We start from the raw sequence: 25,524 nt of genomic DNA, 5'->3' as shown, positions 1-25,524 counted from the left end.
ACTTGCTCAAACGCCCGTCGTCGGGCGCGGCCTCGTGCCATCGATGAAGCGCTCGTAGCGGAATGGCGTGGGGTCGACGATCGGCTTCGAGCCGGTCACGAGGTCGGCAGTCAGCCGGCCGGCGCCGGGGCCAATGCCGAAGCCATGTCCGGAAAACCCGGTCGCCACGATCAGCCCCGGATGCGACTGGATCGTCGAGATGACCGGCATGGCATCCGGCGTCGCGTCGATCATCCCGGCCCACTGCTGCACGACGGGGACGTTCCGGAAGATCGGGAAGGTCTCCTGAAAGGCAGCGTATGCCGCAGATAGGGATCGGGTGATCGGCTCGGGATCGAGCGTGCGGATGCGCTCGAAGGAGGACTTGACGCCCGGCGCGAGCGGTGAGCGCGGTCCCCAGCCGCCGAGGCCGAGGCGCAGATCCCGCCATTCAAGGGTCATCACCGGAATGAAGTCGCTGAAGAAGCGGAAGCTGTCAGGGACGATGTCATGCCTTGTATAGCTGCCGTTCGCGACCGTGTAGCCGCCGTCCAGCCGCTTACGGTAGGCGAATTTCGCGGCCCAGGCAGCGCCCGGCGGGCCGCCCTCGACAGGCGCGGTCCGAAGGACGGATGATCGAACCCCGAGTTGCGGCAGGCGGGTGCCGAGCCTCCGCAGCAGCCTGGTCGACCAGACGCCGCCCGCCACCACGACCGTGCTGCACGCTATCCTGCCGTGCTCCGTCACAACGCCGGAGATGCGCCCCCCGCTCGTATCGACGTCGCGCACCGCGCAATTGGCCACCAAGGTGGCGCCAGCTTTCGCCGCCGCGCGCGCGATCGCGGGAGCGGCCCTTTGCGGTTCGGCGCGCCCGTCGCTCGGGGTATAGAGTGCCGAGTGGAATGGCCGGGATGCGCCAGGCAGAAGCGCGGCCAACTCATCGCCCCTGATCATGCGGGTATCCAGCGCATAATCACCGGCGCTTTTCAGCCAGTGCTCGCGGCTCGCGACGTCCTTCTCGGTTTCGCAGAGATATAGGATGCCGGACTTGCGGAAACCGACATCCGTGCCGACCAGGTCGGGCATCTCGTCCCATAGCCGCATCGCCTCGACGATGAGTGGCAGTTCGCGCGGGTCTCGGCCCATGCGGCGCACCCAACCCCAATTGCGGCTGGACTGCTCACCCGCGAAGTGGCCTTTTTCGCAGACCACGACTGAAACGCCCTGGCGGGCAAGGAACAGTGCCGTGCTCAGTCCAATGATGCCTCCGCCGACGATGACCACGTCGGCGGCGTGCGGGGGGATCTCCGATGTTGCTACGGGATCGACGGGCGGTCCCAATGAGCTCTCCTGGATTCGCGGGCGGGGGGACGGCGGGGATCAGGCGGCCTCGGCCTGCGCGGCGAGCTTCCTGCGATGGTGATAGTTCTTGTCGATGCGCTTCATCAGGTAGTCGCCATAGAGCACCGGCTCGTGTTCGGCGCCGAGCCGCACTCACTGTGTGCCTTGAACATAAGGTACAGTACTGTATTTCTACACGTCAAAATCGTATCGGCAATAGGCAATCGAACAGCCGGATCGGGCCGCAATGGCACCTGGCCAGTGCTCGGCGTCCGAGGAACTGAAAGGCGCTTCGTCGGATTGACCGGAATCACTGGTCGACCTGATACTGGAGCGGATCGGCTCGCTGGCGTTATCAAGCAAAAGCGTAAGTCAATACTTTCGTAAGCAGAGGGCATCTTATCTATTTGGGCCGGGATTGGCCTGGCGGCGAGCGTGTCGACACCCGTTCAGACCGGAGATGCCCTTACGTGAAGACAGAACGATCGACCGCTAGGTCCCCAGAGAAGCGCGATCGAGGTGGGGCCCAGCGTCAGACGCTGAGCCGCGAGGCCTGGCTCGCCGCTGCCAGGAAGGTGCTGGAGAAGCGCGGCATCGCCGAGGTGAAGATCGACCGGCTGGCGCGGCACTTCAAGGTGACGCGCGGCAGCTTCTACTTCCACTTCTCCAGCCTCAAGGACCTCCATAACGAGCTTCTCGAGGAATGGCGCCGGATCAACTGCGCCCCCTTCGAGGCGATGCGCCATGAGACCGATATCGATGGCCCGAAGTTCTTCTCGAAAATCGTGCATGTCTGGGTGGACGAAAATCCCTTCAGCCCGTTACTCGACCTCGCCGTGCGCGACTGGTCGCGAGCCTCGCGGGCCTTGAGTAAGGAGGTCGCGGCGATGGACGACCTGCGCATCTCGCTGCTCGAGCGCTCGTTCCTCGCAATGGGCTATTCCGCGGACGAGAGTGTCGTGCGTGCCCGCATCACCTATTTCCACCAGATCGGCTACTACGCCTTGTCGTTCAAGGAAGATCCGGCGCAGCGCCGGCGCTATCGGCCAATCTATGTAAAGGCGCTGCTCGGGCCGCTAGTCGAGGAACCGGGTTTGAGGGAAGCACCTGGAAACGAAGCAACTGGTCGCTTCTGATCACACGGCCAACTGCAACATACCAGGACCCGGGTTGGTCCTCCGTCCTCAGTTCAGCCGAACTGATACGATGCGATGCCTTTCACGCCCGCGTCGACCGCGTAAAGGCCGCCTTCGTGCGGATTTGCCGCCAGATGGGCTTCGGACATGGTGAAGGTCGCGGAGGTCACGTAGAGCGTGTCGAGTCCGGGACCGCCGAAGGCGCAGCTTGTCGGCCAAGCGCACGGCAGTTCCACCATCCGGTCGAGCCGCCCGTCAGGCGCGAAGCGGGAAACGCAACTGCCTCCTGCCACGCGGCAGTTCCACAGGAAGCCTTCCGCGTCCATGCAGGACCCGTCCGGCAGGCCGCGCGGAAAGCCTTGCTCGAAGATTGTCTGGTTCCCGATCTGGCCGTCGTCGCCAACGCGGAACGAGTGAATCGTGTTCGCGACTGTATCGGCGGTCAGGAACTTTCCGTCCGCCGACCACGCCATCGTGTTGGTGATGCCATATTCGTTCGGCGTGAGCCGCTCGACGCGGCCGTCCGGCCGGACGCGGTAGTAGGCGCCCAACGGGCCGTCCTGCTCTTTCGGCGTGCCGTCCGAGTGAAGGTTGGTCGCCATGGTGCCGACCCAGAATGCCCCGTCTGGGCCGACGACGCCCTCGTTCAGCCGGTTGCCCGGTCTGTCGGGCTCAGGAATCGCCAAAGTCGCGAAGTCCCCGCCCGGCTCCCAGAGGCAGATCCGCTGTTCGAGACCCACCACGAATCCGCCGTCGCGGCGGATGCCGATCGAGGTAGCGAACTCCGGTGCGTCCCAGCTTTCGAATACCCTTGTCGCCGGATCGTAGGAGTGAAAACTCTTGCCCACCAGATCGGTGAAGAAGAGCTTTCCGTCGCGCGGCGACCAGATGAGGCTCTCGCCGACGATGCATCTCAGATTGCCGAGCCGCCGGGGTTTTCCGTCGGCAGGCTGTGAGTTGTCGCTGGGCTGGGATGTCCGATTGACTACCATGGTAGTCGCCAATATAGCTGCAACTGACCGGCGGTCAACATGTTGGACCGCTCGCGGAGGGGTGCATGGAACAGACTTGGCGGTGGTTCGGACCGAACGATGCAGCGACGCTGGCGCATGCCAGGCAGGCCGGCGCGGCGGGGATCGTCACCGCGCTGCATGACATCCCCTATGGCGAGGTCTGGCCGATCGAGGCGATCCGCGAGCGAAAGGCGCTGATCGAGGCCGATCAATCCATGAGTCTGCGGTGGAGCGTCGTGGAAAGCGTTCCTGTCCACGAGGACATTAAGCTCGGCCGCGGCGACCTCGAGCGGCTTTACGGCAACTTTGCGCAGACGCTTCGCAATCTCGGCGCCTGCGGCATCCGCACGGTCTGCTACAACTTCATGCTGATCCTCGACTGGACGCGCACGGACCTTGCGGTGCCACTCCCCGGCGGTGGACGTGCGCTGCGCCTCAACATGCATGAGTTGGCCGCGTTCGACTGCTACATGCTCCAGCGGAAGGGGGCTGAGCGGGAATACGCTCCGACGGTCCTGCAGCGGGCCAGCGAGTGGTTCGAGACGACGCCTAAAGAGGCCAAGGACCGGCTGCTCGCCAACATCATGGCTGGGCTACCCGGAGCCTTCAAGCGCTACGAGATCACCGAACTGCGCGAGGTTATCGCCGAGCAGTCGAGCGTGACGCACGAAACGCTGCGCGCCAATCTCGTCCAGTTCCTGCAGAATGTGCTGCCCGCGGCCGAGGAGGCCGGCGTGACCATGTGCATCCATCCCGACGACCCGCCGCGCGACCTTGCGGGCCTGTGCCGGATCGTCAAGAACGCTGACGATATCGCCTTCATCCTGGATGCCGTGCCGTCGGACTGCAGCGGACTGACCCTGTGCTCTGGCTCGCTCGGGGCCAATCCGGCGAACGACGTGCCGGGAATCGCGCGCCGCTTCGCCAACAAGATCCAATTCGCGCATCTGCGCAATGTGAAGAAGGACGCCGATGGCTCCTTCATGGAGTCGGATCATCTTGGTGGCGATGTCGACATGGTCGCAGTGGTCGCCGCACTTCTTGAAGAGCAGCAGCGGCGTGCCGATGCTGGCGAGCCCTGGGCGCAAATTCCGTTCCGGCCCGACCATGGTCACGATCTGATCGACGACCTCACCCGCAAGACGCATCCGGGCTATCCGGTCGTGGGGCGCCTGCGTGGACTGGCGGAACTGCGGGGCGTGATGACGGCGATCGCCAGCCAGCGGGGATATCGCCTGTGAATGATCCGGCCCGCCTGCTCTGCGTCGGCGCCCTGACCTATGACACGATCTTCAGGCTCGAAGCTTTGCCGTGCCGGGGAGGGAAGTATCTCCCGTCCGAAATGATGCAGATCGCAGCGGGGATGGCCGCAAGTGCGGCCACCGCGGCGACCCGCCAAGGAGGCAGCGTGTCGCTGTGGTCCAGCGTTGGCAACGACGCCGTCGGGCGCGAGATGATCGAGCAGATGCGCAAGGAGCGCGTCGACTGCTCGCATGTTCGTGGCGTAGAGGGCGGCAAGTCGGCGATCTCGACCATTCTGGTCGATGCCGAGGGCGAGCGCATCGTGGTGCCCTACTACGACCCGTTGACGCAGTCTGATCCCGCATCCTTCCCCTTCGATCTTGCGGGCTACGGCGCGGTGATGGTCGACGCGCGCTGGCCCGGGGCTGCCGCTCTTGCGCTGGAAGCTGCACGGGACGTCGGCATAGCGGCCGTCTTCGACGCGGATGTGGCGCCGAAGTCGGTCCTGGAACGGCTATTGCCGCTCGCGACCCATGTCGTGGCATCGCTGCCGGCTGCATGCATTCTTGCCGGCGATACCGCATCCGCTGAGGAAGCAGCCGCCTCGCTGCACAAGAAAACGGGCGTCTTCGTTGCGGTGACCGACGGAGCGCGGGGAAGCTGGTTCGTACGAAGTGGCAAGCTTGGTTACGTCCCGTCGCCGCAAGTGGAAGCGGTGGACACGCTCGCCGCTGGCGACGTCTGTGGCACGTTTGCTCTGGCCCTGGCCGAGGATCGTGACGAAGAAGAGGCTCTGGCCTTTGCGAGTGCAGCCGCGGCGCTGAAGTGCCGGCGCTTCGGGGGCAGGCTCGGCGCCCCGACGCGGGAGGAGACGCTGGCGTTCATGCGGGGTGGGGATCGATGAACCACGACGAACTCGCCGCCCGGATCCGCCAGATCGCGGTCATGCCGATTCTGGTCCCGAATTCGGTCGGCCAGACACTGCAACAGATCGAGGCGCTCGCCGCGGGCGGCGCGCGAGGGATCGAGATCGTCTTGCGGACCCCGGTCGCGCTGGAGGCCCTGCGCGCCGGAATAGAGCGGTTTCCCGAGATCCTGTTCGGCGCCGGGACGGTTCTGTCGACCGCGCAATTTGACGACGCGGTCGCCGCCGGTGCGGCTTTCACCATCTCACCCGGCCTGGACGCCGATCTTGTGGCGCATGCGGCGCGCCGTGGCGTGCCGAATGGTGCCCGGTGTCCAGACTGCAAGCGAGGTCATGGTGGCGCGGCGCCCGGGCGTCCGCCTGCTAAAATTCTATCCGGCGGAGGCGGCAGGCGGCTCGGACGTACTGGAAGATTTCGCACGTGTCTTCCCGGACGTGGCCTTCATGCCAAGCGGAAAGATCACCTTCGAACTCCTGCCCGGATACGCGCGGCTGTCCAATATAGCGTCGGTCGGCGGCACCTGGATGCTGGCGGCGGGGCGGAGCCGGCGGAAATTTCGGTCCGTATGCGTAGGTCGCTGCAACGGTCACGGGCTGCCTCTCGCCGCATTCGTGACGCATGTTTGACTACCATGGTAGTAGCCTATAGAAAGTTTCGGGAGGAGAGCAGCATGGCAACTGAGACTGCGAAACGCGCCATCGTCACCGGGGCCGCGATGGGCATAGGGCGCGCGGTGGCCGAGAAGCTTGCCTCCCAGGACGTGAAGCTGGTGCTGGTCGATCTCGCCCGCGACGAGATGGAGGTGGTTGCCGAGAACCTTCGATCGACAGGTGCCGCGGTCGCGACCGTTCACGGCTCCACGGCCGACCCGCAGGTTGCCGCGCGCGCTGCCGATCTCGCGCGCCAGGAATACGGTGGGCTCGACATGTTGTCCCACAATGCCGGCATCCAGCGCTACGGGACGGTCGAGACGACCGAGGAGGAGCAGTGGGACGAGGTGATGAACGTCAACCTCAAGGCGGCCTATTTCCTCTCCCGCGCCGCCATGCCGCTCTTGCGCGAAAGCCACGGCGCAATCGTCCACATGGCCTCCGTCCAGGGTCTCGCCAGCCAGGAGGGTGTGCTGGCCTACTCGACCGCCAAGCACGGCCTGATCGGCCTGGTGAAATCGATGGCCGTGGATTACGCGATCCATGGCGTTCGGGTGAACGCGGTGGCACCCGGGGCGGTCAACACCCCGATGCTCCAGGATGCCGTAAAGCTCAACGAAGACCCCGACGAGGTCTGGCGTACGCTCAACGGCATGCATCCGCTCGGCCGCACCGCGCGCCCCGAGGAAGTGGCGGCAGTCGTCGCCTTCCTGCTGTCGGACGAAGCCTCCTTCGTGACGGGCGAAGTGGTCCGCGTCGACGGCGGCCTGCTTTCCCGCCTCAGCGGCTCGCCGCGGAAGGAGTAGGGGCCTGTGTCCCACGTCAGCCTTCGGCAACTGGTCAAGGTCTATGGCCGCCAGATCGTGGTCAAGGGGATCGACCTCGAGATCGAGAAGGGCAGTTTTGTCGTGCTCGTAGGCCCATCGGGTTGCGGCAAGTCCACGACCTTGCGCATGGTTGCGGGCCTTGAATCCGTCTCCCACGGCGAGATCAGGATCAGCGGCCGGACGGTGAACGATCTGCCGGCGCGCGACCGCGGGATCGCGATGGTGTTCCAATCCTACGCGCTCTACCCGCACATGACGGTCTTCGAGAACATGTCGTTCGCGCTGAAGGTCGCGAAAGTGCCGCGCGCGGAGATCGAGAAGCGGGTGCGGCGCGCGGCCGACATCCTGCGGCTTACCGACTATCTCGACCGCCGTACATCGCAGCTTTCGGGCGGCCAGCGGCAGCGCGTCGCCATGGGCCGCGCGATCGTGCGCGAGCCGGAGGTATTCCTTTTCGACGAGCCGCTGTCCAACCTCGACGCCCAACTGCGCAGCGCCATGCGCGTGGAGATCAAGCGGCTGCACCATCAGCTAGGGACCACAGCGATCTACGTCACCCACGACCAGACTGAGGCCATGACGATGGCCGACAAGATCGTGATCATGCGCGACGGCTTCATCGAGCAGGAGGGTGCGCCGCTCGACGTCTTCGAGCGCCCGGCAAACGAGTTCGTCGCCCGCTTCATCGGTGCGCCCGCCATGAACCTGCTGCCAGGCAAGATTGTCAGCGACGGTAATGGCGCGCTCGCAGTCGAACTGAGCGGCGACATCCGGGTGCGCATCGACGCCGGGCGGTTCGCCGGTCTCGAACTGGGTCGCCCTGTGACGTTCGGCGCACGTCCGGAGGAGATCGTCCCGGAAGGGCACGGCCTGCGTCCCGACGCGCCGTACGAATTCAGCGCGCCCGTCACGCTTACCGAGTCGCTAGGCAACGAGACGCTCGTCTTTGCCGCGTTCGCCGGCGGGGAAGTGACCAGCCGCATGCAGCGGCCGAAGCCGGTGCGCGAGGGAGAGGTGCTGCGCTTCGAGCTCGACCGGCATCGCATTCACCTATTCGACGCGGCGACGGGCTCTTCGTTGCGCGCTGAATGAAGCGACCGACACAGGAGGAGAGGGCATGAACATGTTTACCAGGGGCCTGGCGGCCATTGCACTAACTGCAACCGCATTGGGGCTTGCCCCCGCTGCTCAGGCCGACGAAGTCACCGTTTTCCACGACAAGCCGTTCTACCAGGCCGGCTGGGACGGCCTCACTGAGGCGGCCAAGAAGGCCGACATCGACCTGAAGTTCAGCGCCTATGCGACCGACCAGTTCCAGGCCTTCATCCAGCAGAGCCTGCTTTCGGGCGACGCGCCGCAGGCCTTCACCTGGTGGAACGGCACGAAGCTCGCCGAGATCGTCGAGAGCGGCCAGATCGCACCGCTGGATGAGCTTTGGGAAAAGAAGATTGCGGCAGGCGAATATGACGCCTCGTCGGCCGAACCGTTCAAGGTCAACGGCCACATCTACGGCATGCCGACAGGCATCAACCGCTGGATCGTGCTCTACAACAAGTCGCTGTTCGAGAAGGCCGGCATCTCGGCGCCGCCTACGACCTGGGACGAACTGATGGCCACCTGTGAGAAGCTGAAGGCCGCCGGCATCACGCCCTTCAACGCTTCCCTGCAGGAAGGCTGGCGCGGCTTCGTCTGGTTCGAGGAACTGCTGATCCGCACCAATCCGGACGCCTATGTCGCGCTGAACGAAGGCAAGCTGAAGTACACCGACGAGCCGGTGAAGAAGGTCTTCGAGATCTGGGGCGACCTCTACGCCAAGGGCTATTTCACCGACCCGGCGAGCCAGGAAGAGCAACTCGACTTCGCCCGCGGCAAGGCCGCCATGTACCTGGCCGGCGATTGGAACATCGGCCTCGTCGAAGCCGGCGGCCTCAAGGCCGAGACCGATTTTGGCGGCTTCATCATGCCCAACGTCGACGCGTCGGTGCCGAACGTCGTGATCGTCGAGGCGTCGCCGCTGGTGATCAGCATCAAGGGCGCCGAGAACCCGGACGTGATGAAGTTCGCCGACTGGTACCTGAGCGCCGCCGCGATGGATGCCTGGGCGACCACCCCCGGCCTCTATGCAGGCAACAAGAACGCCAAGGTGCCGAACACCATAATCGGCGAGATCGCGAAGACGGCCGCCGATGGCAACTACCGCTCCATGACCCGCTACTGGGAGGCGTCGCCCTCCGAGATCGTCCTGCCGGCCGTCGAGGAGATGAACCGCTTCATGACCAACCCGACCAAGGAGCAGGCCGAGACGGCCATGAAGAACATGGAAGCCATCGCCTCGCAGTACTGGGCCTCCCGCCAGTGATAAGGCCTGACGGCGGCGAAGGTCCTTCGCCGCCGTCCCTCCGGGGAAACAGCACGTGAACGCTTCGATGACACGAACAGAGCAGTTGGCCTCGCTTCCGCCGATCGAACTGATGATGCGCGAGGAACGTCGCCGGGCGCGCAGACGGCTCTGGACCGCGCTCGCCTTCATGTCGCCTGCGCTGATCTTCGTCGGCGTGTTCCTGCTGTTGCCGGTCGCCTTCAACGTCTACGCGTCGATGACGAAGTGGGCAAAATTCTCCGGCCTCGACCAGTATGCCGGGCTCGCCAACTACCAGCGACTGCTGTCGAATCCGAATTTCTCGACCGCCACCGGCAACACCATCCTCTGGGTGGTGGCCTCCTTCTTCCTGCCGGCGATGCTCGGCCTGGCGCTGGCGCTCTTGGTGAAGGGGCTGAAGGGCGAAGAGACCTTCAAGAGCATCTATTTCCTGCCCAGAATGTTCTCGGCCACCGCCGTCGGGGTGGTCTGGTACTACGTCTATGCCAACGAGGGCATTCTCAACTCGGGGCTCCGCGCGATCGGGCTTGAAGGGCTCACCCGCCGCTGGCTCTACGAAGAGGGAATCGCCACCCCTGCGATGATCGTCACGCACATCTGGCAGCAGGTCGGCCTGACCATGGTGTTGCTCCTGCTGGGCTTGAACGCGCTTCCCTCGGAACCCATCGAAGCCGCCAAGGTCGACGGCGCCTCGCGCTGGGGGGTGTTCCGGCACATCGTGCTGCCCTTGCTGGCGCCGACCATCCTGGTCGTCGCCACCGTCTCGGTGCTGGCAGGCTTCACGTCGTTCGACCTTGTCTGGGTGATGGGCCGCGACTTCCCCAACCGCTCTACCCTGACGCTCGCGGTAAACCAGTACTGGGAGTCGTTCCGCGCCGGCTATTGGGGTTACGGTGCCGCGATCGCGGTCGTGCTTGGCGTCATCGCCTTCAGCATCAGTTGGCTGCTCGGCGCCCTGCAGCAGCGGCTCGATCGGCGCTAGGGGGAACGAGCATGGCTGCCCTCGATATCGCAAAACTCGACCTGGACGCGATTGCCGCCAAGGAGCGGCGCGCACAGGGTTCGAGCGCCCTGATCTGGCTGTTCGCCGCGCTGCTGGCGATCGCTTGGCTGGTGCCGTTCTACTATCTGCTCGTTTCGGTGTTCAAAACCAACGCGGAATACGGCCTCGGCCATCCGCTCGCGCTCCCTCAATCGTGGCAGCCCATTCTCGAAAACGTCTACGAGGCATGGACCAAGACTCGCATGGGCGAGGGGATGTTCAATTCCGCACTCTACGGCATCGTCGGTGCGGGAGCCGCCGTCTTCATCGCGGCGCTTGCCGCCTACGGCCTGACCAGGATCGATTTCCGCGGCAAGAATTTTTGGTTCATGCTGATCTTCTCGGGGACGATCTTTCCCCTCCAGATGTACCTGATCCCCCTGTTCATCGGCTACAACAAGCTGGGGCTGAACAACAGCCGCCTCGGCATGATCCTGTTCTACACGGCCATCTGCATCCCCTTTCCTGTCCTCGTGCTGCGCAACTACATGGCCGGCCTGCCACGCGAGATGGACGAAGCCGCGCGCCTCGACGGCTGCTCCGAGTTCCGCATCTTCCATTCTATCGTCCTGCCCAATTGCTGGGGGCCGATGACCGCCCTATTCCTGATCCAATTCACCTGGGTGTGGAACGACCTGCTGTTCTCGATGGTGCTCACCAGCCGCGAGGAGGTGCGCTCGCTGATGAACGGGCTGATGGTGCTGCAGGGAAGCTATGCCGCGCAGACGCCGAACGTGGTGATGACCGCGACCCTGCTTGCCAGCCTGCCGACAGTCGTCTTGTTCTTCTTGCTGCGCAGGCATTTCATGAACGGCATGAAGTTGCAGAACCTATGAGTATCGATATGGGTGCGTCCGCGGGAACGAGACAGGACGAACGGCGCTTGACTGAGATTGGAATTACGGGCGCATCGGTCGGGGCGCGTACATTCGACATCCTGCTCGACCAGATCCTCACCTTCAGGCTGAAACCGAACGAACTCGTTTCCGAGAAGGCGATGTCGGAGGCGCTCGGGATCAGCCGCACGCCGGTCCGCGAGGCGCTCGCACGGTTGGCGGGTCTCGGACTGATCGACATCTATCCCCAGCGTGGAAGCATGGTTGCGCCGCTGCGCATAGCCGATCTGGAGAAGTCGCAGTTCCTGCGCGAATCCCTCGAGGTCGGGCTGATCAAGCGGGCGGTGGAGAGCCCGCGACGCGACGAACTGATCAGGGCGCTCAAGGGCGAACTCGCCATTCAGGAGACGTTCGCCTCGATCTCCGACGACCGCCGCTTCTACAAGTCCGACGAGCTTTTCCATCAGCACATCGCTGCGCATGCCGGCTTCCCTGGCATCTGGGCCGACATCAGCGCCGCGAAGCTCCACATGGACCGCTTCCGCTTCCTTTCCTTCCCGCGGCTGGACAGCATGTCTGTCGTACTGGGGCAGCACAGGCGCATCGTCGAGGCCCTGGAGGCGGCGGACGCGCTGGAGGCGGAGAACGCCATGCGCTCGCATCTTCGCCGCATCTTCGAGGTCCTCGACGTCGTTAAGGAGCGCTATCCCGAGTATTTCGAGAGCCGCACCGGCCCGAGGCATGATGCGGGCGATCACTCCGCAGAGCGGGCTCCCTCGTGAGAGGCGAGGTTTGGAAGATTACGGGCCGGCACGGCGGCGCCGAGGTGCAGAGCCTTGGCGGCATGCTCGGGCCGGCCATTTTCCGCCTCGGCGATCGGGAGGTGCAGCCATTCGTCGTCGCGCCTTGGGATGAGGAGGATCTACCCGACCGGCCCGGCATCCTGCGGCACCTGCGCGGTGAATGGCCCTGCGTGCCGTTCGGGGCCGACGCGTCGCGCCCCGGCCTGCCTTCGGATTGGCGGAGCGAGGCGGCGCGGGTCGACGCGGTGCATGACGAGCATCCGCACGGCTTCTCCTCAAACCACCACTGGCATCTGGTCGCGCATGGCGGCAATTCGATCACCATCGGCATCGATTATCCCGAGGGGCATGCGATCGCGGGCCTGGAACGGACGATCGCTCTTTCCGATGCTGCGCCGGCGATCGAGTTCTCCCTGACGATCCGTGCGCGAAAAGCCTGCAGGACGTCCTTCGGCTTCCATCCAGTCTACCGGTTGCCTGTGCGGCCCGGCTCCGTTCTCCTCGAGCTGAAGCCGGGGGCACGTGCCTGGACCTTTCCGATGGACGTCGAGCACGGGCGCACTGTCCTGAAGCCGGACCAGCGGAACGCGGCTCCCGGGATGCTGCTCTCGGCCGTGGGTACGAAGCTCGATCTGAGCGCACTGCCCTTTCCCTCGGAAGGCGAGGATCTCGCGCTGCTGACCGGCCTCGATGGCAGCATCGCGCTGACCTACCCCGACGACGGCTACGTCGTCACACAGGAATGGGACGCCCCCCATCTCCCTTCCTGTCTCCTCTGGATTTCGGCGCAGGGCCGCCGCTTCCCACCGTGGAACGGCCGTTTCCGCGGGCTTGGCGTCGAGCCGATCGCTGCGGCGTTCGACCTTGGGCCTGCCGCGTCGGCGGGACCGAATCCACTTTCCGGAAGCGGTACGGCAACCACGATCGCGCTGAGCCCCGATGCTCCGTTCGTCACGCGCTACCGGATCGCCTGCAGCGCGCTCGGATAGCTGAAGGGAAGGGGAGGGGGAGCGATGCCGAACTATCGAGACAAGGCTTTCTTGCGAGATCAGATCCACAGCATCATCGACTTCTACCACCCGGCCTGCATCGATCGCCGCCACGGCGGGTTCATCAACCAGTTCCTAGACGATGGCACCATCTTCGATGCCCGTACCAAGCATCTCGTCGGGACCTGCCGCTTCACCTACAATTTCGCGCTCTGCAGCATGCTGTTCGACGAGGAGGCGTTTCGCGAGGCGGCCTCGCACGGGCTGAAATTCCTCGCCAATCATCATCGGCAGCCCGATGGCGGCTACGCCTGGGTGCTGGACGAGACCCGCGTCGCCGATCCGACCCGCCATTGCTACGGCCACGCCTTCGTCCTGCTGGCGGCTGCCGGCGCCGCCAGGGCCGGCATCCCGACGGCGGCGGAGGTGGTCGCCGAGACCTACGACCTTCTCGAAAGGCGCTTCCGGGAGCCGGAGGCTCGGCTCTATGTCGACGAGATCGCGGCGGGAGACTGGTCCGCCGTCTCGGCCTATCGCGGCCAGAACTGCAACATGCATATGTGCGAGGCGATGATCGCCGCCTACGAGGCGACCGGCGAGGAGCGCTACATCGCGCGCGCCGCAACGCTGGCGCGCCGGATCTGCGTCGACCTGGCGAGCGACGGACTGATCTGGGAGCACTATCGCACCGACTGGACGCCGGATTGGGAGTTCAATCGCGACAATCCCAAGGACTTGTTCAAGCCCTACGGCTACCTGCCGGGCCACTTCGTCGAGTGGGCCAAGCTCCTCGTCATTCTTGAGCGCTACCGGCCCGAGCCCTGGCACCTACCGACCGCGGAGCGGCTCTTCCGGGTGGCTATGAACAAAGCCTTCGATCCGGCGACGGGAGGCATCGACTATGCCTTCGCACCCGACGGGACCATCCTCGACACCGACCGCTACTACTGGGTCAGCGCCGAGGCGATCGCGGCGGCCGCACTTCTGGCCCTGCGTACAGGCAATCCGGAGTACTGGGACTGGTACGACCGGCATTGGCGGTATGCCGATCGCCATTTCGTCGACCATCGCTACGGCGGCTGGTTCCGCGTCCTCGACGCGGCTGGCAACAAGTACAGCAACGAGAAGAGTCCTGCGGCGAAGACGGACTACCACCCGCTTGCGGCCTGTTACGAGGTCCTCGAAGCGTTCAAGGTGGAAGAACAGGGCGGCTCCGACTAGGCGCACTCCCCACCAGAAAAGCTCCGGGCTTCTCGGCGCCTCCACACCGGCATCCCGAGTGTGGCCGAGACTAATGCGCCTCATTGAGTTCTGAATCCCTATTGCCGCCCGGGTTCACCCGTCGAACGCCACGCTCAGCAGTCATCTGCCCGATCCCATTCGGCCGCGGGCGCGTGCAGCCAAAATCATTTGGAATGTTAATGCCTGCATTACGTCAATAAATTTTGGAAATTTAGCTGATTTCGTATGCTGGCGGCAGGTCTTCAAAGAGGGAACCAATGAGCACGCCTGTCACCGACGATATGCTGCACGTGATGAAGTGGCACAATGGCGAGAAAGAATTCTCCCCGTTCTCGGACGCCGAGATGAGCCGCCGCCAGAACGACGTTCGCGGCTGGATGGCCAAGAACAATGTCGATGCGGCGCTGTTCACCTCCTATCACTGCATCAACTACTATTCCGGCTGGCTGTACTGCTATTTCGGCCGCAAGTACGGCATGGTCATCGACCATGACAAGGCGACCACCATCTCCGCCGGCATCGATGGCGGCCAGCCGTGGCGCCGCAGCTTCGGCGACAACATCACCTACACCGACTGGCGCCGCGACAACTACTACCAGGCCGTGCGCCAACTCACCCCCGGCGCCAAGCGGATCGGCATCGAGTTCGACCATATCTCGCTCGACTTCCGCCGCCAGCTCGAAGAGGCGCTGCCCGGCGTCGAGTTTGTCGATGTCGGCCAGCCGTCGATGTGGATGCGCACCATCAAGTCGGCGGAGGAGCACAAGCTGATCCGTGAGGGCGCGCGCATCTGTGACGTCGGCGGTGCCGCCTGCGCGGCGGCCATCAAGGCCGGCGTACCCGAGCACGAGGTGGCGATCGCCACCACCAATGCGATGATCCGCGAGATCGCCAAATCGTTCCCCTTCGTCGAACTGATGGACACCTGGACCTGGTTCCAGTCGGGCATCAACACCGACGGCGCGCACAACCCGGTCACCAACCGTGTGATCCAGTCGGGCGATATCCTGTCGCTCAACACATTTCCGATGATCTTCGGCTACTACACGGCGCTGGAGCGCACGCTGTTCTGCGACCACGTCGATGACGCCAGCCTCGACATCTGGGAGAAGAACGTCGCCGTGCACCGCCGCGGTCTCGAACTCATCAAGCCGGGCGCGCGCTGCAAGGACATCGCGCTGGAGCTCAACGACATGTACCGGCAGTGGGACCTGTTGAAGTACCGCTCCTTCGGCTACGGCCACTCCTTCGGCGTGCTCTGCCACTACTACGGCCGCGAGGCCGGCGTGGAACTGCGCGAGGACATCGACACGGTCCTGAAGCCCGGCATGGTCGTGTCGATGGAGCCGATGGTGATGCTGCCCGAGGGTGTTCCGGGCGCCGGCGGCTACCGCGAGCATGACATCCTCATCGTCAAGGAAGATGGGGCCGATAACATCAGCGGCTTCCCGTTCGGACCCGAGCACAACGTCATCCGGAACTGATGGCCCCGGTCATTCCGCACGATTGCCCGCCGCTGCCGGCGGGTTGGCGTGACCGCTGCGCTCCGCGCCGCGAGACTATTTCGCCCCGAAGCGGTCTTGGCGGATGGATAAGAAGGCTGATGCTTGGGACCTCGTGCGAAGCGTCGAACCCGGTAGACGCAGAGCATCGTGAGCAGGCGGACCTTCCACGGCACAGCGTTTGACGGGTTGCGATACTATTTGGGTCGAAAAGAAGGGCCGCGACATTCTCGCGGCCCTTTGCTTGTGTTGATCGGTTTCAAAATTCCGCCTTCAACGCTTCGATGATGCCGCGCGTGCAGATGTCGAGCAGGATCTCGCCCTTTTCCTTCGAGGCCTCCTTCGGTGAGGAGAGGGTGCCGCTCTTCGGCGTCCACTTCGGCTTTGGCGGATAGACGTCGTAGGGTGGAAAGCTCGCCGGGGCGTGATCGACGGCGCGGTCGACATTCACCAGATGCGGATAGAGGGCGAGCATCAGCGATGTCTCGAGCACGCCGCCATGCTCGAGATCCCAGCCGGTGAAACCATCCGGATAAAGCCGAGCGATCGTCTGCTTGTCGACGAAATCCCAATAGGAGAGCACCACGATCTTCATGTCGTCGACGCCGCCCCAGCGCAGTTCCCGGAGAGCCAGGTCGATGCCTTCGACGATGAACCAGGAATTTTCGAAGTGCCCGTTGACGAGGCAGATCTTCCTGACCCCGTGACGGGCGAATTCCTTGATGACGTCGCGCAGCGCCGCCACCAGCGTTGCGCCGTCCAGGCTGGTGGTGCCCGGCAGATGATTGCCGCCGCCGGATTTCTGATGCGACTTGTAACCGTAGGTGAAAGGCGGCGCCACCAGGGCGCCAACAGAGCTGGCAGCGCGCCGCGCGAATTCGACGGGAAGGAGCACGTCGACATGCATCGGCATGTGATGGCCGTGCTGCTCCATGGAGCCGATCGGCACCAGGATAGGCACGGAACCGTCGCGCACCTTCGCATCATAGTCCGGCCAAGACAACTCGGCCGCGAAGACTGTTTCAGCAGGCATGATAACCTCACAGTTTTACACCGAGAGATAATTGCTGCCTGTGCTTCAATATGAGAAATTTATATTCATCATCCCGGCATGAGAGATGCAAATGCGTAGCTTCACCAATTTCCAGACTGACCTGCTACGCACTTTCGTATCGGTGATAGATCTTGGTGCCTTTACAAAGGCGGGCGACGCGCTGGGACGCACACAGCCCGCGATCTCCCTACAGATCCGCAGGCTCGAAGAACTAGTAGGCGCCCCCGTCATCAGACAAGTCGGCCGAACACTGCTTCTCACCAGCGAGGGAGAAATGCTCCTGAGCTATGCGCGCGAGATCCTGCGCCTCAACGACGAGGCGGCTTCCTACTTCAATCGCGCTCGGATCGCCGGCGTCCTGCGCGTAGGTCTCCCCAACGATTACGCCGTCGCCTTTCTGCAAGGTGTTATCACTGAGTACACGCGACGAAACCCAGAGATTTCACTGGAACTGCATTGCGGCTGGAGCGCGGATATTCTTGACCGCCTGCGCGCCGACGAACTGGATGTCGCTGTCGCAATGGTCAACGGAGAACGCGCTCAATACCTGTCCCGATCATGGATCGAACGCCCCATCTGGGCGGCCGCCAAGGACTTCACCGTAGATCCGACACGAGGCATTCCCTTGGCGGCGCATCCGGAAGGATGCGCTTACCGGGCGCGAATGATCCAAGCACTCGACGGAGCCCAGATGCGTTGGCGGATCGCCTATACGGGGTCTGGCGTAAGCGGCCTGCAGAACGCGGTCATCAACGGTCTCGGCGTCAGCGCGCTCACCCGATATACGATGCTTTCCGGCATGCGTGTCCTTGAAGAGGCGGACGGATTTCCGGCGCTCGCGGAGATACGCGTGGGGCTGTTCTACAAACACCCGAGGCTGTCGGACGCCGGGATCAGGCTGGTCAATCATGTTATCGGTCGTCTGGACGAGGCGGGGGTATCCGGCGATCCCGTGAAGCGCCATGCAAAGCTGGACTATCAATAAAGGCCGTTAATGTAGAGATTATTAGAATTAATTTTCCAAATGCATGGACCAAAAATACCCTTGCGGAAACTAATGGAAAAAGGGGAGGAGTTCCATGTCGACGCTGTTGGGCCGGCGTAACCGGCGCGAAATATTGAAGGGCGCGAGCATTCTGGGGGGAAGTGCGCTCGCAATGCCCTATCTGAGCCGGCTTGCCTTTGCCGCGCCCGTCGAACTCACCATGCTGGCCTGGTACGGCCATGCCGAACCCGATGTGGTCGCAGAGTTCGAAGCCGAGAACAACGTTAAGTTCAAGCCGAAATACTACACCGGCGGCGACAACATGCTTGGGCTGATCTCGCAGTCGCCTCCCGGAACCTTCGACCTTATCCTCTCTGACGCCGAATACGTCCAGCAGCTCAACGCCGCCGGCTATATCGAGAAGCTCGATCCGGCCGACTATGCCTTTGCCGACTTCTTCCCGGAGTTCCAGAAGTTTCCGGGGCACTGGGTGGGCGACGATCTCTATTCCGTCATCACCCGCTTCGGCTTCCTCGGCGTCGCCTACAACACCGAGGCCATCACCGAGAAGGAAGCCTCCACCTACAATGTCTTTTGGGCCGACAAGCTGAAGGGCAAGGTCGGGCATTTCGACTGGCATCTGCCGAACCTCGGCCAGATCAGTCTGCTGAACGGCAACGCCAGTCCCTACGACATCGACGAAGCGGCGTGGAAGGCGGTCCAGGAAAAGATCAAGACCTTGCGGCCGCAGATCGGCGGCTTCTTCGACTACGGCGGCACATTCGCGTCGCTGCAGAATGGCCAGATGCTGGCCATGGCCGGTATCGGCGACTGGATCACGGGCACGCTCGAGCGGAGCGGCGCCAAAGTGCGCAGCGTCATCCCCGAGGAGGGTGGCCTGCAGTTCACGGAATCTTTCTGCATCGGCAAGGGCTCGACCAAGGCGGATCTCGCCAAGAAGTGGATCCAGTACATCACCTCGCCCAAAGGCCAGGTGAAGTCGGCCAACATGGCCGCCTATCCCTGCATGATCCCGAACAAGAAAGGCTGGGAACTGCTGGCCAAGGAAACACCGGAGGAGGCCAAGCGCCAGGGCATGCTGCTCAACGAGCCCAATGCCATGGACCTCATTCGCAACGGGCGCATCAAGTATCGCCAACTGCCGGTGCAGCAAAGTCTTGAAGACTGGAACGACTTCTGGTCCGAATACAAGGGATCGTAGTCTGCCGCTTACGGAATCGGTCGCCGGTTACAAGGGCGGGCACAAGTGCCCGCCCTTGTTGTAAGGAGCGTTCGGGTGCCCATAATTCAATCGCGTAAGGGAATTTCCTCCCGGAAATCGATCACAGTCTACGGCCTGACATTCTCGCTGCCGATGCTGGTCTGGCAACTGCTGTTCTTCCTGGCGCCGTTGCTCTTTCTGATCGCGCTCAGCTTCTGGTCGGTCCGCAACTTCCGAATGGAGCCCGACTTCAATCCCGACAACTGGGTGAGAATGCTCGGCCGGAGCGTCTTCTGGGAGGCGTATTTCCGCACGCTGGCGCTCGCCGCCTCAGCAGCGGTCATCACCAGCGCGCTGGCATTCCCCTGTGCCTACGGCATCGCCTTTAAACTGTCGGAGGCGGCGCGGCGCTGGGCGATCTTCCTGATGGTCATCCCGTTCTTCACCAGCTACCTGGTGCGCGTCTATTCCTGGCAGATCTTTCTCTCCGACAACGGCATCATCAACGCGCTTTTCGCCAAGATCGGCCTCGGGCCCTTCGGCATGCTCAACTCCGTGTTCGGAACGATGGTCGGCTATGTCACCCTCAGCCTGCCGCTCGTCGTGCTCCTGCAGCTCTTCAGCCTGATGTTCGTCGACAAGACCCTGATCGAGGCGGCGCATAATCTGCGCTGCGGCCGGTTGCGGACGGTGTTCGAGGTGATCGTCCCGGCGGCGAAGGTGGGCCTGGTCATTGCGGCGCTGTTCTGCTTCATCCTGACCTTTGGCGACTTCGTCAGCCCGCTCTATCTCGGTGGCGGCGACCCGCCGACGCTCTCGATCCTGATCACCGACACCACCAAGTCGGGCCAGCAATGGCCGCGGGCGGCAGTGATCGCGCTGATGATGATCGCAACCCTACTCGCCGTAGCCTTCGCCGCCGTGAGCTATGCATACCGGGAGCGTGGACGATGAGCGACTTCAATCGCAGCCGCCTGATCGACTGGGCGCTCAGGCTCTACATCCTGCTGGCGTTCGCGTTCATCTTCGCGCCGATTGCCGCCAGTTTCGTCTTCTCGTTCAATGTCGACCGATTTCCGTCGCTTCCGCTCGGCGGATTCTCGACGATTTGGTACGAGGCGGTCGCAAATGATCCCCTCGTCTGGGAGGGACTGCGTAACACGCTGATCGCTGGTGTGATCGTGTCGGTTCTGGCTACGGCGATCGGCTTCGGCGCCGCATATACGGACTTCCGGTACAAGTTCTTCGGCAAGACCTTCTACGTCGCGCTTGCCCTGCTGCCGCCGACCATCCCCGTGGTCATCCTCGGCCTCGCGATGCTCGCTTTCCTGTCGAACGTCAACCTGTCCGGGGCGATCTATTCGGTCATCATCGCCCATGTGGTCATGTGCGCCCCATTCGCCATGGCGATCGTGCGGCTGCGGCTCTCGCAGATGGATCCCTCCCTGGAAGCGGCCGCCTGGAACCTTGGTGCTTCGGAATGGATGGCCATGCGCCATGTCGTCGTGCCGTTCTGCAGGCCGGCGATCTTTGCGGCGCTGTTCATCACCATGGCGGTGTCCTTCGACGAGTTCGCCGTCGCCTGGTTCGTTTCGGGCCTCAACGAGACGCTGCCGGTCAAGGTTCTGGGTTTCCTCCAAGGGCAGGTGAGCCCCCGCATCAACGTCATCGGCACCTTCGTCTTCCTTGCCTCGATGACGCTGGTGATCCTCGCCCAGATACTTCTCATGAAACGCGGCGGCGCGAGCACCAAGACCGCCGAACCCGTCGGAGATGGACTGTGATGACCGAACAGGCCCTCGTCGTTTTCGACGGCGTCGCCAAGCGCTACGGCAGCTTCGTTGCTGTCGAGGATTTCAACCTGGAGATCCGCAAGGGCGAGTTCCTCGCGATCATGGGCTCGAGCGGCTGCGGCAAGACCACGACGCTGCGCATGCTGGCTGGACTGGAGGCGCCGAGCGAGGGCGAGATCCGGCTCGCCGGCAAGCGCATCAACGATCTGCCGACCTGGCAGCGGGACACGCCAATGGTGTGGCAGAGCCTGGCGCTCTTTCCCTTTCTGACGGTCCGGGAGAATGTCGAGTTTAGCCTGCGCATGCGCGGTGTCGAGAAGGCGGAGCGCCTGCGCCGCGTCGACCGTTGGCTGGAGCGCATGCAGATCACCGAATTTGCTGACCGCAACGTCGCACATCTCTCCGGCGGCCAGCGCCAGCGCGTAGCGCTCGCACGTTCGCTCGTGACGGAGCCGCCGATCCTGCTTCTGGACGAGCCGCTGTCGGCCCTCGACGCTCATCTCAAGGTGCGCATGCAGACGGTGCTGTCCAATCTGCAGCGCGAACTCGGCATTACCTTCGTCTATGTCACGCACAGCCAGTCGGAAGCGTTTTCCATGGCCGACCGCGTGGTCATCATGAGCCGCGGGCGGATCGAGCAGATCGGCAACCCGCAGGAGATTTATCGCGCGCCGCGGACGAAATTCGTCGCCGAATTTCTTGGCTCGTCCAATATCTTCGCGGGGAAGGTGTCGAATGTGAACGGGGAGGCAATCAGGATCTCGACGCCGGCCGGGGATTTCGACGTCGCTCCGAACACGGCCAAGCCGCTGTCGAAGGGAGACAAGGCGACATTCGTCGTGTCCGGCGACCGCGTGCACCTGAGCAATCAGCCGCCCTCCGATGGCTATAACGGACTGCAGGCCTCCGTCGTGGGCGAGGAGTTTGTCGGCGCCACCGCCATCATCCATCTGGAGGGAGCCGAGCGCATCGAGATCAAGGCGCAGAAGAGTCATGACGAACTCGGCGATCTCAATCTGGCGCCGGGGGCAAAGGTCTGGGTGTCGTGGCGGCCCGAGGTCACGCACATTCTGCCGGGAGAGTGACGGCCGCCTCGCTTTGGCGCCCGGTGCGGCTTCGATAGGCCGCGGGCTTCAACTGACGATGCTACTGGCGAACTGTGTCCACTCGGATAATGCAAGATTTTTGCTTCGAAAGGGCACATAATTTCGTTTGCGGTGCATCGTCCTGCTTCCGATACTCGGCACGCCGGATAGTCGGAGGAGCCACCTCCGACGCAATCCATGAGGAGCAACTCATGAAGCGGCCGGACGGTACTTGGGATACCTTCGACGACTACGTCCTGGATTTCGCCATCGAGCGGATGCGGGCAAGGGAGCGTGTCGCGATCGTCACGCTGGTGGAGATCGAAGGCTCGTCGCCGCGTCCGCTGGGCGCGCAGATGGCGGTGTCCGAGACCGGAGCGTGGACCGGCTATTTGTCGGGCGGCTGTATTGAGCGCGCCGTCGCGGCGGAAGCGGTCGATGCGATCGCCAGCGGCCGCTGCCGCCGCGTCCGGTACGGTCGGGGCTCGCGCTACATCGATATAAGCCTGCCATGCGGAAGCGCGATCGAGTTGGTCTTCGACATCGATGTCTCGCTGAGGCAGTTGGAGCAGATCGACCAGCGACTACTGAATCGGTACGAGGCGGTCCTGAACGTGCCTCTCGGCGGCCCGGACATGGACGGCGGCGGCAACGAAAAGGCGTTGTTCGCACGGCTCTACCGACCCCGGCGGCGGCTGGCTGTCTTCGGGATCGGTCCGGTCCCGGTCCAGTTGACCAGGATTGCCGTCGCGGCAGGCTTCGAAGTGGTCGTCCACACACCGGACGAACTCACCGCCAGTGGCGCGCGGGATGCGGGCGCCGTCATCGGCTCGCTCGATGGAATGGCGGGCGTCGATGATCGCAGCGCGATCGTCTTCGCGTTCCACGATCACGACCGGGAAGAGAGGCTCCTTCCCGCGGCGCTTGCGACCGATGCCTTCTACATCGGCGCAATGGGGAGCCGCGCGACCCAGGCGACGCGGCTGGAGCGGCTTGAGAAGCAAGGATTCGGCAGGCGTGAACTCGAGCGTATCCAGGGACCCGCCGGGCTCCTTCCGCATGCAAGGAGCGCCAGCGACCTGGCGATCTCGATCATGGCCGAGGTCGTGGAAGCAGCCCGCAGCGCCGGGGAGGGGGATCATGCAAGCCATCGAACCCGGATGGCTTCCTGGCCCAGGCAGCCAGGAACTGATGAATCTTCGGCTGAAGCGCGCCTATGAGAGTAATCTGGCCAGTTGCTAGGCCTGATCGGTCGCTACCAGGAGCCATGTCCTATCGCTCGCCGGGACTGGACGAGAGAAAGTCCACAGGTCGGCGGTGGTCGTCACGGCCGACGGATCCCCGCTGAGCAGGTCACCTTTGTAAGTCCGTTCAGCAAAGACTATCTGGGCGCGGAAAAGCACCGTGATCTCCATTTTCCCGGGAAGCGCTTCGGCGCTGACGATCTCGGCGGATTCGATGCCAATGAAGGTGAGGTCGAGCGTCTCGCGGCTTTCCTGCCGCTTTGCGCAGGCGGCCGCGAAAACCTGGAACACCTCCATGGAGAGCAGCTTCCGCAGCGCTTCGAGGTCGCACCGGGCATAAGCATTCAGCACCGCCTCGAAAGCGCGCCCCGCACCGCTCAGGAAGGCGTCCTGACTGAATTCCGGATCAAGTCTGCAAATCTCTGACATACGTGAGTCCTGCGAGACAGCGGCACCGCCTGCCTCGCGCCGCTTCGTAGCAGTCGCTGCCCGGCTGCCGGTCTGTTGCTCTCCGGCGAAAAGCTGCAGGGCGAACAGGACCGCCCACCAAAGGGAGAGCGCGACGATTACGGGAGCGTTGTTTGCGACCTCTGCGGCCTCGTTCACGGCGGCCTCCGCTCATCGTATCCGAGGGAGTGAACTGAATTGATGGTACGGCGGCGGCGAGGATAGCGTCCATTCGAGCGTGGTAGCGCCCTCGCCCCAAGGGTTGGCTCCGGCCACGCGCTTCCGGGCAAAGGCCTCGGCCACCGCGACGAAGAAGACAAGGAGGCCCACGGCCGAGATGTAGGAGCCGACCGACGAGACGAAATTCCACCCTGCGAAGGCATCAGGGTAGTCGGCGTAACGACGCGGCATTCCTGCCATCCCCAGGAAGTGCTGCGGGAAGAAGACCAAGTTGACCCCGACGAACATCAGCCAGAAATGCAGGCGACCGAGCGTCTCGCTCATCATGTAGCCCGTCATCTTCGGGAACCAGTAGTAGAACGCGGCGAAGATTGCGAAGGCGGCGCCGAGCGACAGCACGTAGTGGAAATGCGCGACGACGTAATAGGTATCGTGCAGGACGCGGTCGATGCCGGGACTGGCCAGCACGACGCCGGTGACGCCACCGATCGTGAAGAGCAGGACGAAGCCTGTTGCCCAAAGCATCGGCGTCTTGAAGCTGATAGAGCCGCCCCACATGGTGGCCAGCCATGAGAACACCTTCACGCCCGTCGGCACGGCGATGATCATCGAGGCGAAGGCGAAGTAGCGCTGCGAATCGAGCGAGATGCCGGTCGTGAACATGTGATGCGCCCAGACCAGGAAGCCGATGATGCCGATTGCGACCATGGCGTAGGCCATGCCGAGATAGCCGAACACCGGCTTCCGGGAGAAGGTAGAGATCACGTGGCTGACGATGCCGAAGCCCGGCAGGATCATGATGTAGACCTCCGGATGGCCGAAGAACCAGAACAGGTGCTGGTAAAGGATCGGATCGCCTCCTCCCGCGGGTACAAAGAAGGTCGTACCGAAGTTGCGGTCGGTGAGTAGCATCGTGATCGCGCCCGCGAGCACCGGCAGCGAGAGCAGCAGCATGAACGCCGTAACCAGCATGGCCCAGGCGAAGAGCGGCATCTTGTGCATCGTCATGCCCGGCGCGCGCATGTTGAAGATGGTCGTGATGAAGTTGATCGCCCCGAGGATGGAGGATGCGCCGGACAGGTGGATGGACAGGATGACGAGATCGACCGCTGGACCGGGCTGGCCCTCCGTGGAGTAGGGCGGATAGAGCGTCCAGCCGCCTCCGTGTCCGAGGGCACCGGGCGCGCCGGGGACGAACAGCGACAGGATGAATAAGACGAGTGAAGCCGCGAGCAGCCAGAACGAGATGTTGTTCAAGCGCGGGAAGGCCATGTCCGGTGCGCCGATCATGATCGGGACGAACCAATTGCCGAATCCGCCGATCAGCGCCGGCATGATGACGAAGAAGATCATCACCAGCCCGTGCGAACTGACGATCACATTAAAGACGGTCGGATCGGAGAAGAGTTGCAGGCCGGGTTCCTGGAGTTCCATACGCAGCGCGACCGATAGTCCGGTGCCAAGAATTCCTGAGAGCATGGACAGGCAAAGATAGAGTGTCCCGATGTCCTTGTGGTTGGTTGAGAACAGCCAGCGCGACGCGAAGCCCGGTTTTGGATCCTTCACGGTGACGGCCGCATCCACTTCACTCTCCCTATCACTCTGG

24 protein-coding genes and 1 pseudogene are annotated in these 25,524 nt (G+C 63.5%); 20 read left to right on the top strand and 5 right to left on the bottom strand.

All coding sequences use genetic code 11. The annotated features are described in order from the left end of the window. Positions 1-6: 6 nt before the first annotated feature. Complete coding sequence (locus tag HUI96_RS07660) at positions 7-1,320, bottom strand: NAD(P)/FAD-dependent oxidoreductase (RefSeq protein WP_188254047.1); 1,314 nt, start codon at positions 1,318-1,320, stop codon at positions 7-9. A gap of 470 nt (positions 1,321-1,790) precedes the next feature. Here HUI96_RS07660 and HUI96_RS07655 point away from each other — a divergent pair, with 470 nt between their 5' ends. Then, positions 1,791-2,456, top strand: a complete 666-nt coding sequence (locus HUI96_RS07655; protein ID WP_188254046.1) for a TetR family transcriptional regulator — start codon at positions 1,791-1,793, stop codon at positions 2,454-2,456. Between the two features lie 53 nt (positions 2,457-2,509). Here HUI96_RS07655 and HUI96_RS07650 read toward each other — a convergent pair whose 3' ends face one another. Beyond that, on the bottom strand, positions 2,510-3,448 hold the full coding sequence (locus HUI96_RS07650) for an SMP-30/gluconolactonase/LRE family protein (protein ID WP_188254045.1): 939 nt from the start codon (positions 3,446-3,448) through the stop codon (positions 2,510-2,512). Positions 3,449-3,513: 65 nt separating this feature from the next. Here HUI96_RS07650 and uxuA point away from each other — a divergent pair, with 65 nt between their 5' ends. The 13 genes and pseudogenes from uxuA (at position 3,514) to HUI96_RS07595 (ending at position 15,890) form a co-directional block, all read left to right on the top strand. Further along, the gene (uxuA, locus tag HUI96_RS07645; protein ID WP_188254044.1) at positions 3,514-4,710 is read left to right on the top strand and encodes a mannonate dehydratase; all 1,197 of its coding nucleotides are present in this window, start codon (positions 3,514-3,516) and stop codon (positions 4,708-4,710) included. Further along, positions 4,707-5,615, top strand: a complete 909-nt coding sequence (locus HUI96_RS07640) for a PfkB family carbohydrate kinase (RefSeq protein ID WP_188254043.1) — start codon at positions 4,707-4,709, stop codon at positions 5,613-5,615. Before uxuA ends, HUI96_RS07640 begins: the two co-directional genes overlap by 4 nt. Then, positions 5,612-5,914 (top strand): annotated as a pseudogene (locus HUI96_RS30245) (keto-deoxy-phosphogluconate aldolase); the annotation flags it as partial. The gene HUI96_RS07640 and the pseudogene HUI96_RS30245, both read left to right, overlap by 4 nt. A gap of 22 nt (positions 5,915-5,936) precedes the next feature. Further along, positions 5,937-6,263, top strand: coding sequence for a hypothetical protein (locus HUI96_RS29325; protein ID WP_237684005.1), 327 nt, complete (start codon positions 5,937-5,939; stop codon positions 6,261-6,263). Between the two features lie 44 nt (positions 6,264-6,307). Then, positions 6,308-7,093 carry an SDR family NAD(P)-dependent oxidoreductase gene (locus tag HUI96_RS29320; protein WP_237684004.1) on the top strand — a complete coding sequence of 262 codons (786 nt, stop codon included), beginning with the start codon at positions 6,308-6,310 and terminating at the stop codon, positions 7,091-7,093. A 6-nt stretch (positions 7,094-7,099) separates the two neighbouring features. Next, complete coding sequence (locus tag HUI96_RS07630) at positions 7,100-8,206, top strand: sn-glycerol-3-phosphate ABC transporter ATP-binding protein UgpC (RefSeq protein WP_188254041.1); 1,107 nt, start codon at positions 7,100-7,102, stop codon at positions 8,204-8,206. A 25-nt stretch (positions 8,207-8,231) separates the two neighbouring features. Continuing rightward, positions 8,232-9,473: an ABC transporter substrate-binding protein gene (locus HUI96_RS07625; protein ID WP_188254040.1), complete on the top strand. Its 1,242-nt coding sequence runs from the start codon at positions 8,232-8,234 to the stop codon at positions 9,471-9,473. 67 nt (positions 9,474-9,540) lie between these two features. Then, on the top strand, positions 9,541-10,476 hold the full coding sequence (locus HUI96_RS07620; protein ID WP_188254039.1) for a carbohydrate ABC transporter permease: 936 nt from the start codon (positions 9,541-9,543) through the stop codon (positions 10,474-10,476). Between the two features lie 11 nt (positions 10,477-10,487). Further along, positions 10,488-11,372: a carbohydrate ABC transporter permease gene (locus HUI96_RS07615; RefSeq protein ID WP_188254038.1), complete on the top strand. Its 885-nt coding sequence runs from the start codon at positions 10,488-10,490 to the stop codon at positions 11,370-11,372. 47 nt (positions 11,373-11,419) lie between these two features. Continuing rightward, positions 11,420-12,154: a GntR family transcriptional regulator gene (locus HUI96_RS07610; protein ID WP_188254037.1), complete on the top strand. Its 735-nt coding sequence runs from the start codon at positions 11,420-11,422 to the stop codon at positions 12,152-12,154. Beyond that, complete coding sequence (locus tag HUI96_RS07605) at positions 12,151-13,164, top strand: hypothetical protein (RefSeq protein WP_188254036.1); 1,014 nt, start codon at positions 12,151-12,153, stop codon at positions 13,162-13,164. Before HUI96_RS07610 ends, HUI96_RS07605 begins: the two co-directional genes overlap by 4 nt. 24 nt (positions 13,165-13,188) lie before the next feature. After that, positions 13,189-14,385: an AGE family epimerase/isomerase gene (locus tag HUI96_RS07600; RefSeq protein ID WP_188254035.1), complete on the top strand. Its 1,197-nt coding sequence runs from the start codon at positions 13,189-13,191 to the stop codon at positions 14,383-14,385. Positions 14,386-14,663: 278 nt separating this feature from the next. Next, a complete protein-coding gene (locus HUI96_RS07595) occupies positions 14,664-15,890 on the top strand; it encodes a M24 family metallopeptidase (protein WP_188254034.1) in 1,227 nt (408 codons plus the stop codon). 277 nt (positions 15,891-16,167) lie between these two features. On the opposite strand, the gene HUI96_RS07590 is transcribed toward HUI96_RS07595, so the two are convergent. Next, positions 16,168-16,941 carry a creatininase gene (locus HUI96_RS07590; RefSeq protein WP_188254033.1) on the bottom strand — a complete coding sequence of 258 codons (774 nt, stop codon included), beginning with the start codon at positions 16,939-16,941 and terminating at the stop codon, positions 16,168-16,170. A 91-nt stretch (positions 16,942-17,032) separates the two neighbouring features. Between HUI96_RS07590 and HUI96_RS07585 the strand changes: the two genes are divergently transcribed. The 6 genes from HUI96_RS07585 to HUI96_RS07560 all read left to right on the top strand — a co-directional run bounded on the left by HUI96_RS07585 (position 17,033) and on the right by HUI96_RS07560 (position 23,267). Further along, positions 17,033-17,947 (top strand): LysR substrate-binding domain-containing protein, encoded by a 915-nt coding sequence (locus tag HUI96_RS07585; protein WP_188254032.1) that lies wholly within the window; start codon positions 17,033-17,035, stop codon positions 17,945-17,947. A 94-nt stretch (positions 17,948-18,041) separates the two neighbouring features. Continuing rightward, entirely contained in the window at positions 18,042-19,169 is a 1,128-nt protein-coding gene (locus HUI96_RS07580) for a polyamine ABC transporter substrate-binding protein (RefSeq protein WP_188254031.1), read from the top strand. A gap of 75 nt (positions 19,170-19,244) precedes the next feature. Beyond that, positions 19,245-20,123 carry an ABC transporter permease gene (locus HUI96_RS07575; protein WP_337918137.1) on the top strand — a complete coding sequence of 293 codons (879 nt, stop codon included), beginning with the start codon at positions 19,245-19,247 and terminating at the stop codon, positions 20,121-20,123. After that, complete coding sequence (locus HUI96_RS07570) at positions 20,120-20,953, top strand: ABC transporter permease (RefSeq protein ID WP_188254030.1); 834 nt, start codon at positions 20,120-20,122, stop codon at positions 20,951-20,953. Before HUI96_RS07575 ends, HUI96_RS07570 begins: the two co-directional genes overlap by 4 nt. Then, positions 20,953-22,047 carry an ABC transporter ATP-binding protein gene (locus HUI96_RS07565; protein WP_188254029.1) on the top strand — a complete coding sequence of 365 codons (1,095 nt, stop codon included), beginning with the start codon at positions 20,953-20,955 and terminating at the stop codon, positions 22,045-22,047. Before HUI96_RS07570 ends, HUI96_RS07565 begins: the two co-directional genes overlap by 1 nt. A gap of 212 nt (positions 22,048-22,259) precedes the next feature. Continuing rightward, the gene (locus HUI96_RS07560) at positions 22,260-23,267 is read left to right on the top strand and encodes an XdhC family protein (protein ID WP_188254028.1); all 1,008 of its coding nucleotides are present in this window, start codon (positions 22,260-22,262) and stop codon (positions 23,265-23,267) included. 18 nt (positions 23,268-23,285) lie between these two features. On the opposite strand, the gene HUI96_RS07555 is transcribed toward HUI96_RS07560, so the two are convergent. Together HUI96_RS07555 and ctaD are read right to left on the bottom strand one after the other, a co-directional pair. Beyond that, positions 23,286-23,897: a Tim44/TimA family putative adaptor protein gene (locus HUI96_RS07555; RefSeq protein WP_188254027.1), complete on the bottom strand. Its 612-nt coding sequence runs from the start codon at positions 23,895-23,897 to the stop codon at positions 23,286-23,288. A gap of 12 nt (positions 23,898-23,909) precedes the next feature. Next, a complete protein-coding gene (gene ctaD, locus HUI96_RS07550) occupies positions 23,910-25,502 on the bottom strand; it encodes a cytochrome c oxidase subunit I (protein ID WP_337918135.1) in 1,593 nt (530 codons plus the stop codon). Positions 25,503-25,524 lie beyond the last annotated feature (22 nt).

The sequence above is a fragment of the Pseudaminobacter soli (ex Zhang et al. 2022) genome (genome assembly GCF_014595955.1).
In the GTDB taxonomy this organism is placed as follows: Bacteria; Pseudomonadota; Alphaproteobacteria; order Rhizobiales; family Rhizobiaceae; genus Kumtagia; species Kumtagia pseudosoli.
The sequence above is the reverse complement of the archived record's forward strand: the minus strand, read 5'-3'. Positions and strand labels throughout refer to the sequence as shown.

Bases quoted from the DNA above. Each gene is read 5' to 3' on its own strand.
- HUI96_RS07625 (WP_188254040.1), top strand. From the start codon at position 8,232: ATGAACATGTTTACCAGGGGCCTGGCGGCCATTGCACTAACTGCAACC.
- HUI96_RS07595 (WP_188254034.1), top strand. From the start codon at position 14,664: ATGAGCACGCCTGTCACCGACGATATGCTGCACGTGATGAAGTGGCAC.
- HUI96_RS07615 (WP_188254038.1), top strand. From the start codon at position 10,488: ATGGCTGCCCTCGATATCGCAAAACTCGACCTGGACGCGATTGCCGCC.
- HUI96_RS07650 (WP_188254045.1), bottom strand. From the start codon at position 3,448: ATGGTAGTCAATCGGACATCCCAGCCCAGCGACAACTCACAGCCTGCC.
- HUI96_RS07560 (WP_188254028.1), top strand. From the start codon at position 22,260: ATGAAGCGGCCGGACGGTACTTGGGATACCTTCGACGACTACGTCCTG.
- HUI96_RS07565 (WP_188254029.1), top strand. From the start codon at position 20,953: ATGACCGAACAGGCCCTCGTCGTTTTCGACGGCGTCGCCAAGCGCTAC.
- HUI96_RS29325 (WP_237684005.1), top strand. From the start codon at position 5,937: ATGGTGCCCGGTGTCCAGACTGCAAGCGAGGTCATGGTGGCGCGGCGC.
- HUI96_RS07580 (WP_188254031.1), top strand. From the start codon at position 18,042: ATGTCGACGCTGTTGGGCCGGCGTAACCGGCGCGAAATATTGAAGGGC.
- uxuA (WP_188254044.1), top strand. From the start codon at position 3,514: ATGGAACAGACTTGGCGGTGGTTCGGACCGAACGATGCAGCGACGCTG.
- HUI96_RS07585 (WP_188254032.1), top strand. From the start codon at position 17,033: ATGCGTAGCTTCACCAATTTCCAGACTGACCTGCTACGCACTTTCGTA.
- HUI96_RS07600 (WP_188254035.1), top strand. From the start codon at position 13,189: ATGCCGAACTATCGAGACAAGGCTTTCTTGCGAGATCAGATCCACAGC.
- HUI96_RS07620 (WP_188254039.1), top strand. From the start codon at position 9,541: ATGACACGAACAGAGCAGTTGGCCTCGCTTCCGCCGATCGAACTGATG.
- HUI96_RS29320 (WP_237684004.1), top strand. From the start codon at position 6,308: ATGGCAACTGAGACTGCGAAACGCGCCATCGTCACCGGGGCCGCGATG.
- HUI96_RS07570 (WP_188254030.1), top strand. From the start codon at position 20,120: ATGAGCGACTTCAATCGCAGCCGCCTGATCGACTGGGCGCTCAGGCTC.
- HUI96_RS07590 (WP_188254033.1), bottom strand. From the start codon at position 16,941: ATGCCTGCTGAAACAGTCTTCGCGGCCGAGTTGTCTTGGCCGGACTAT.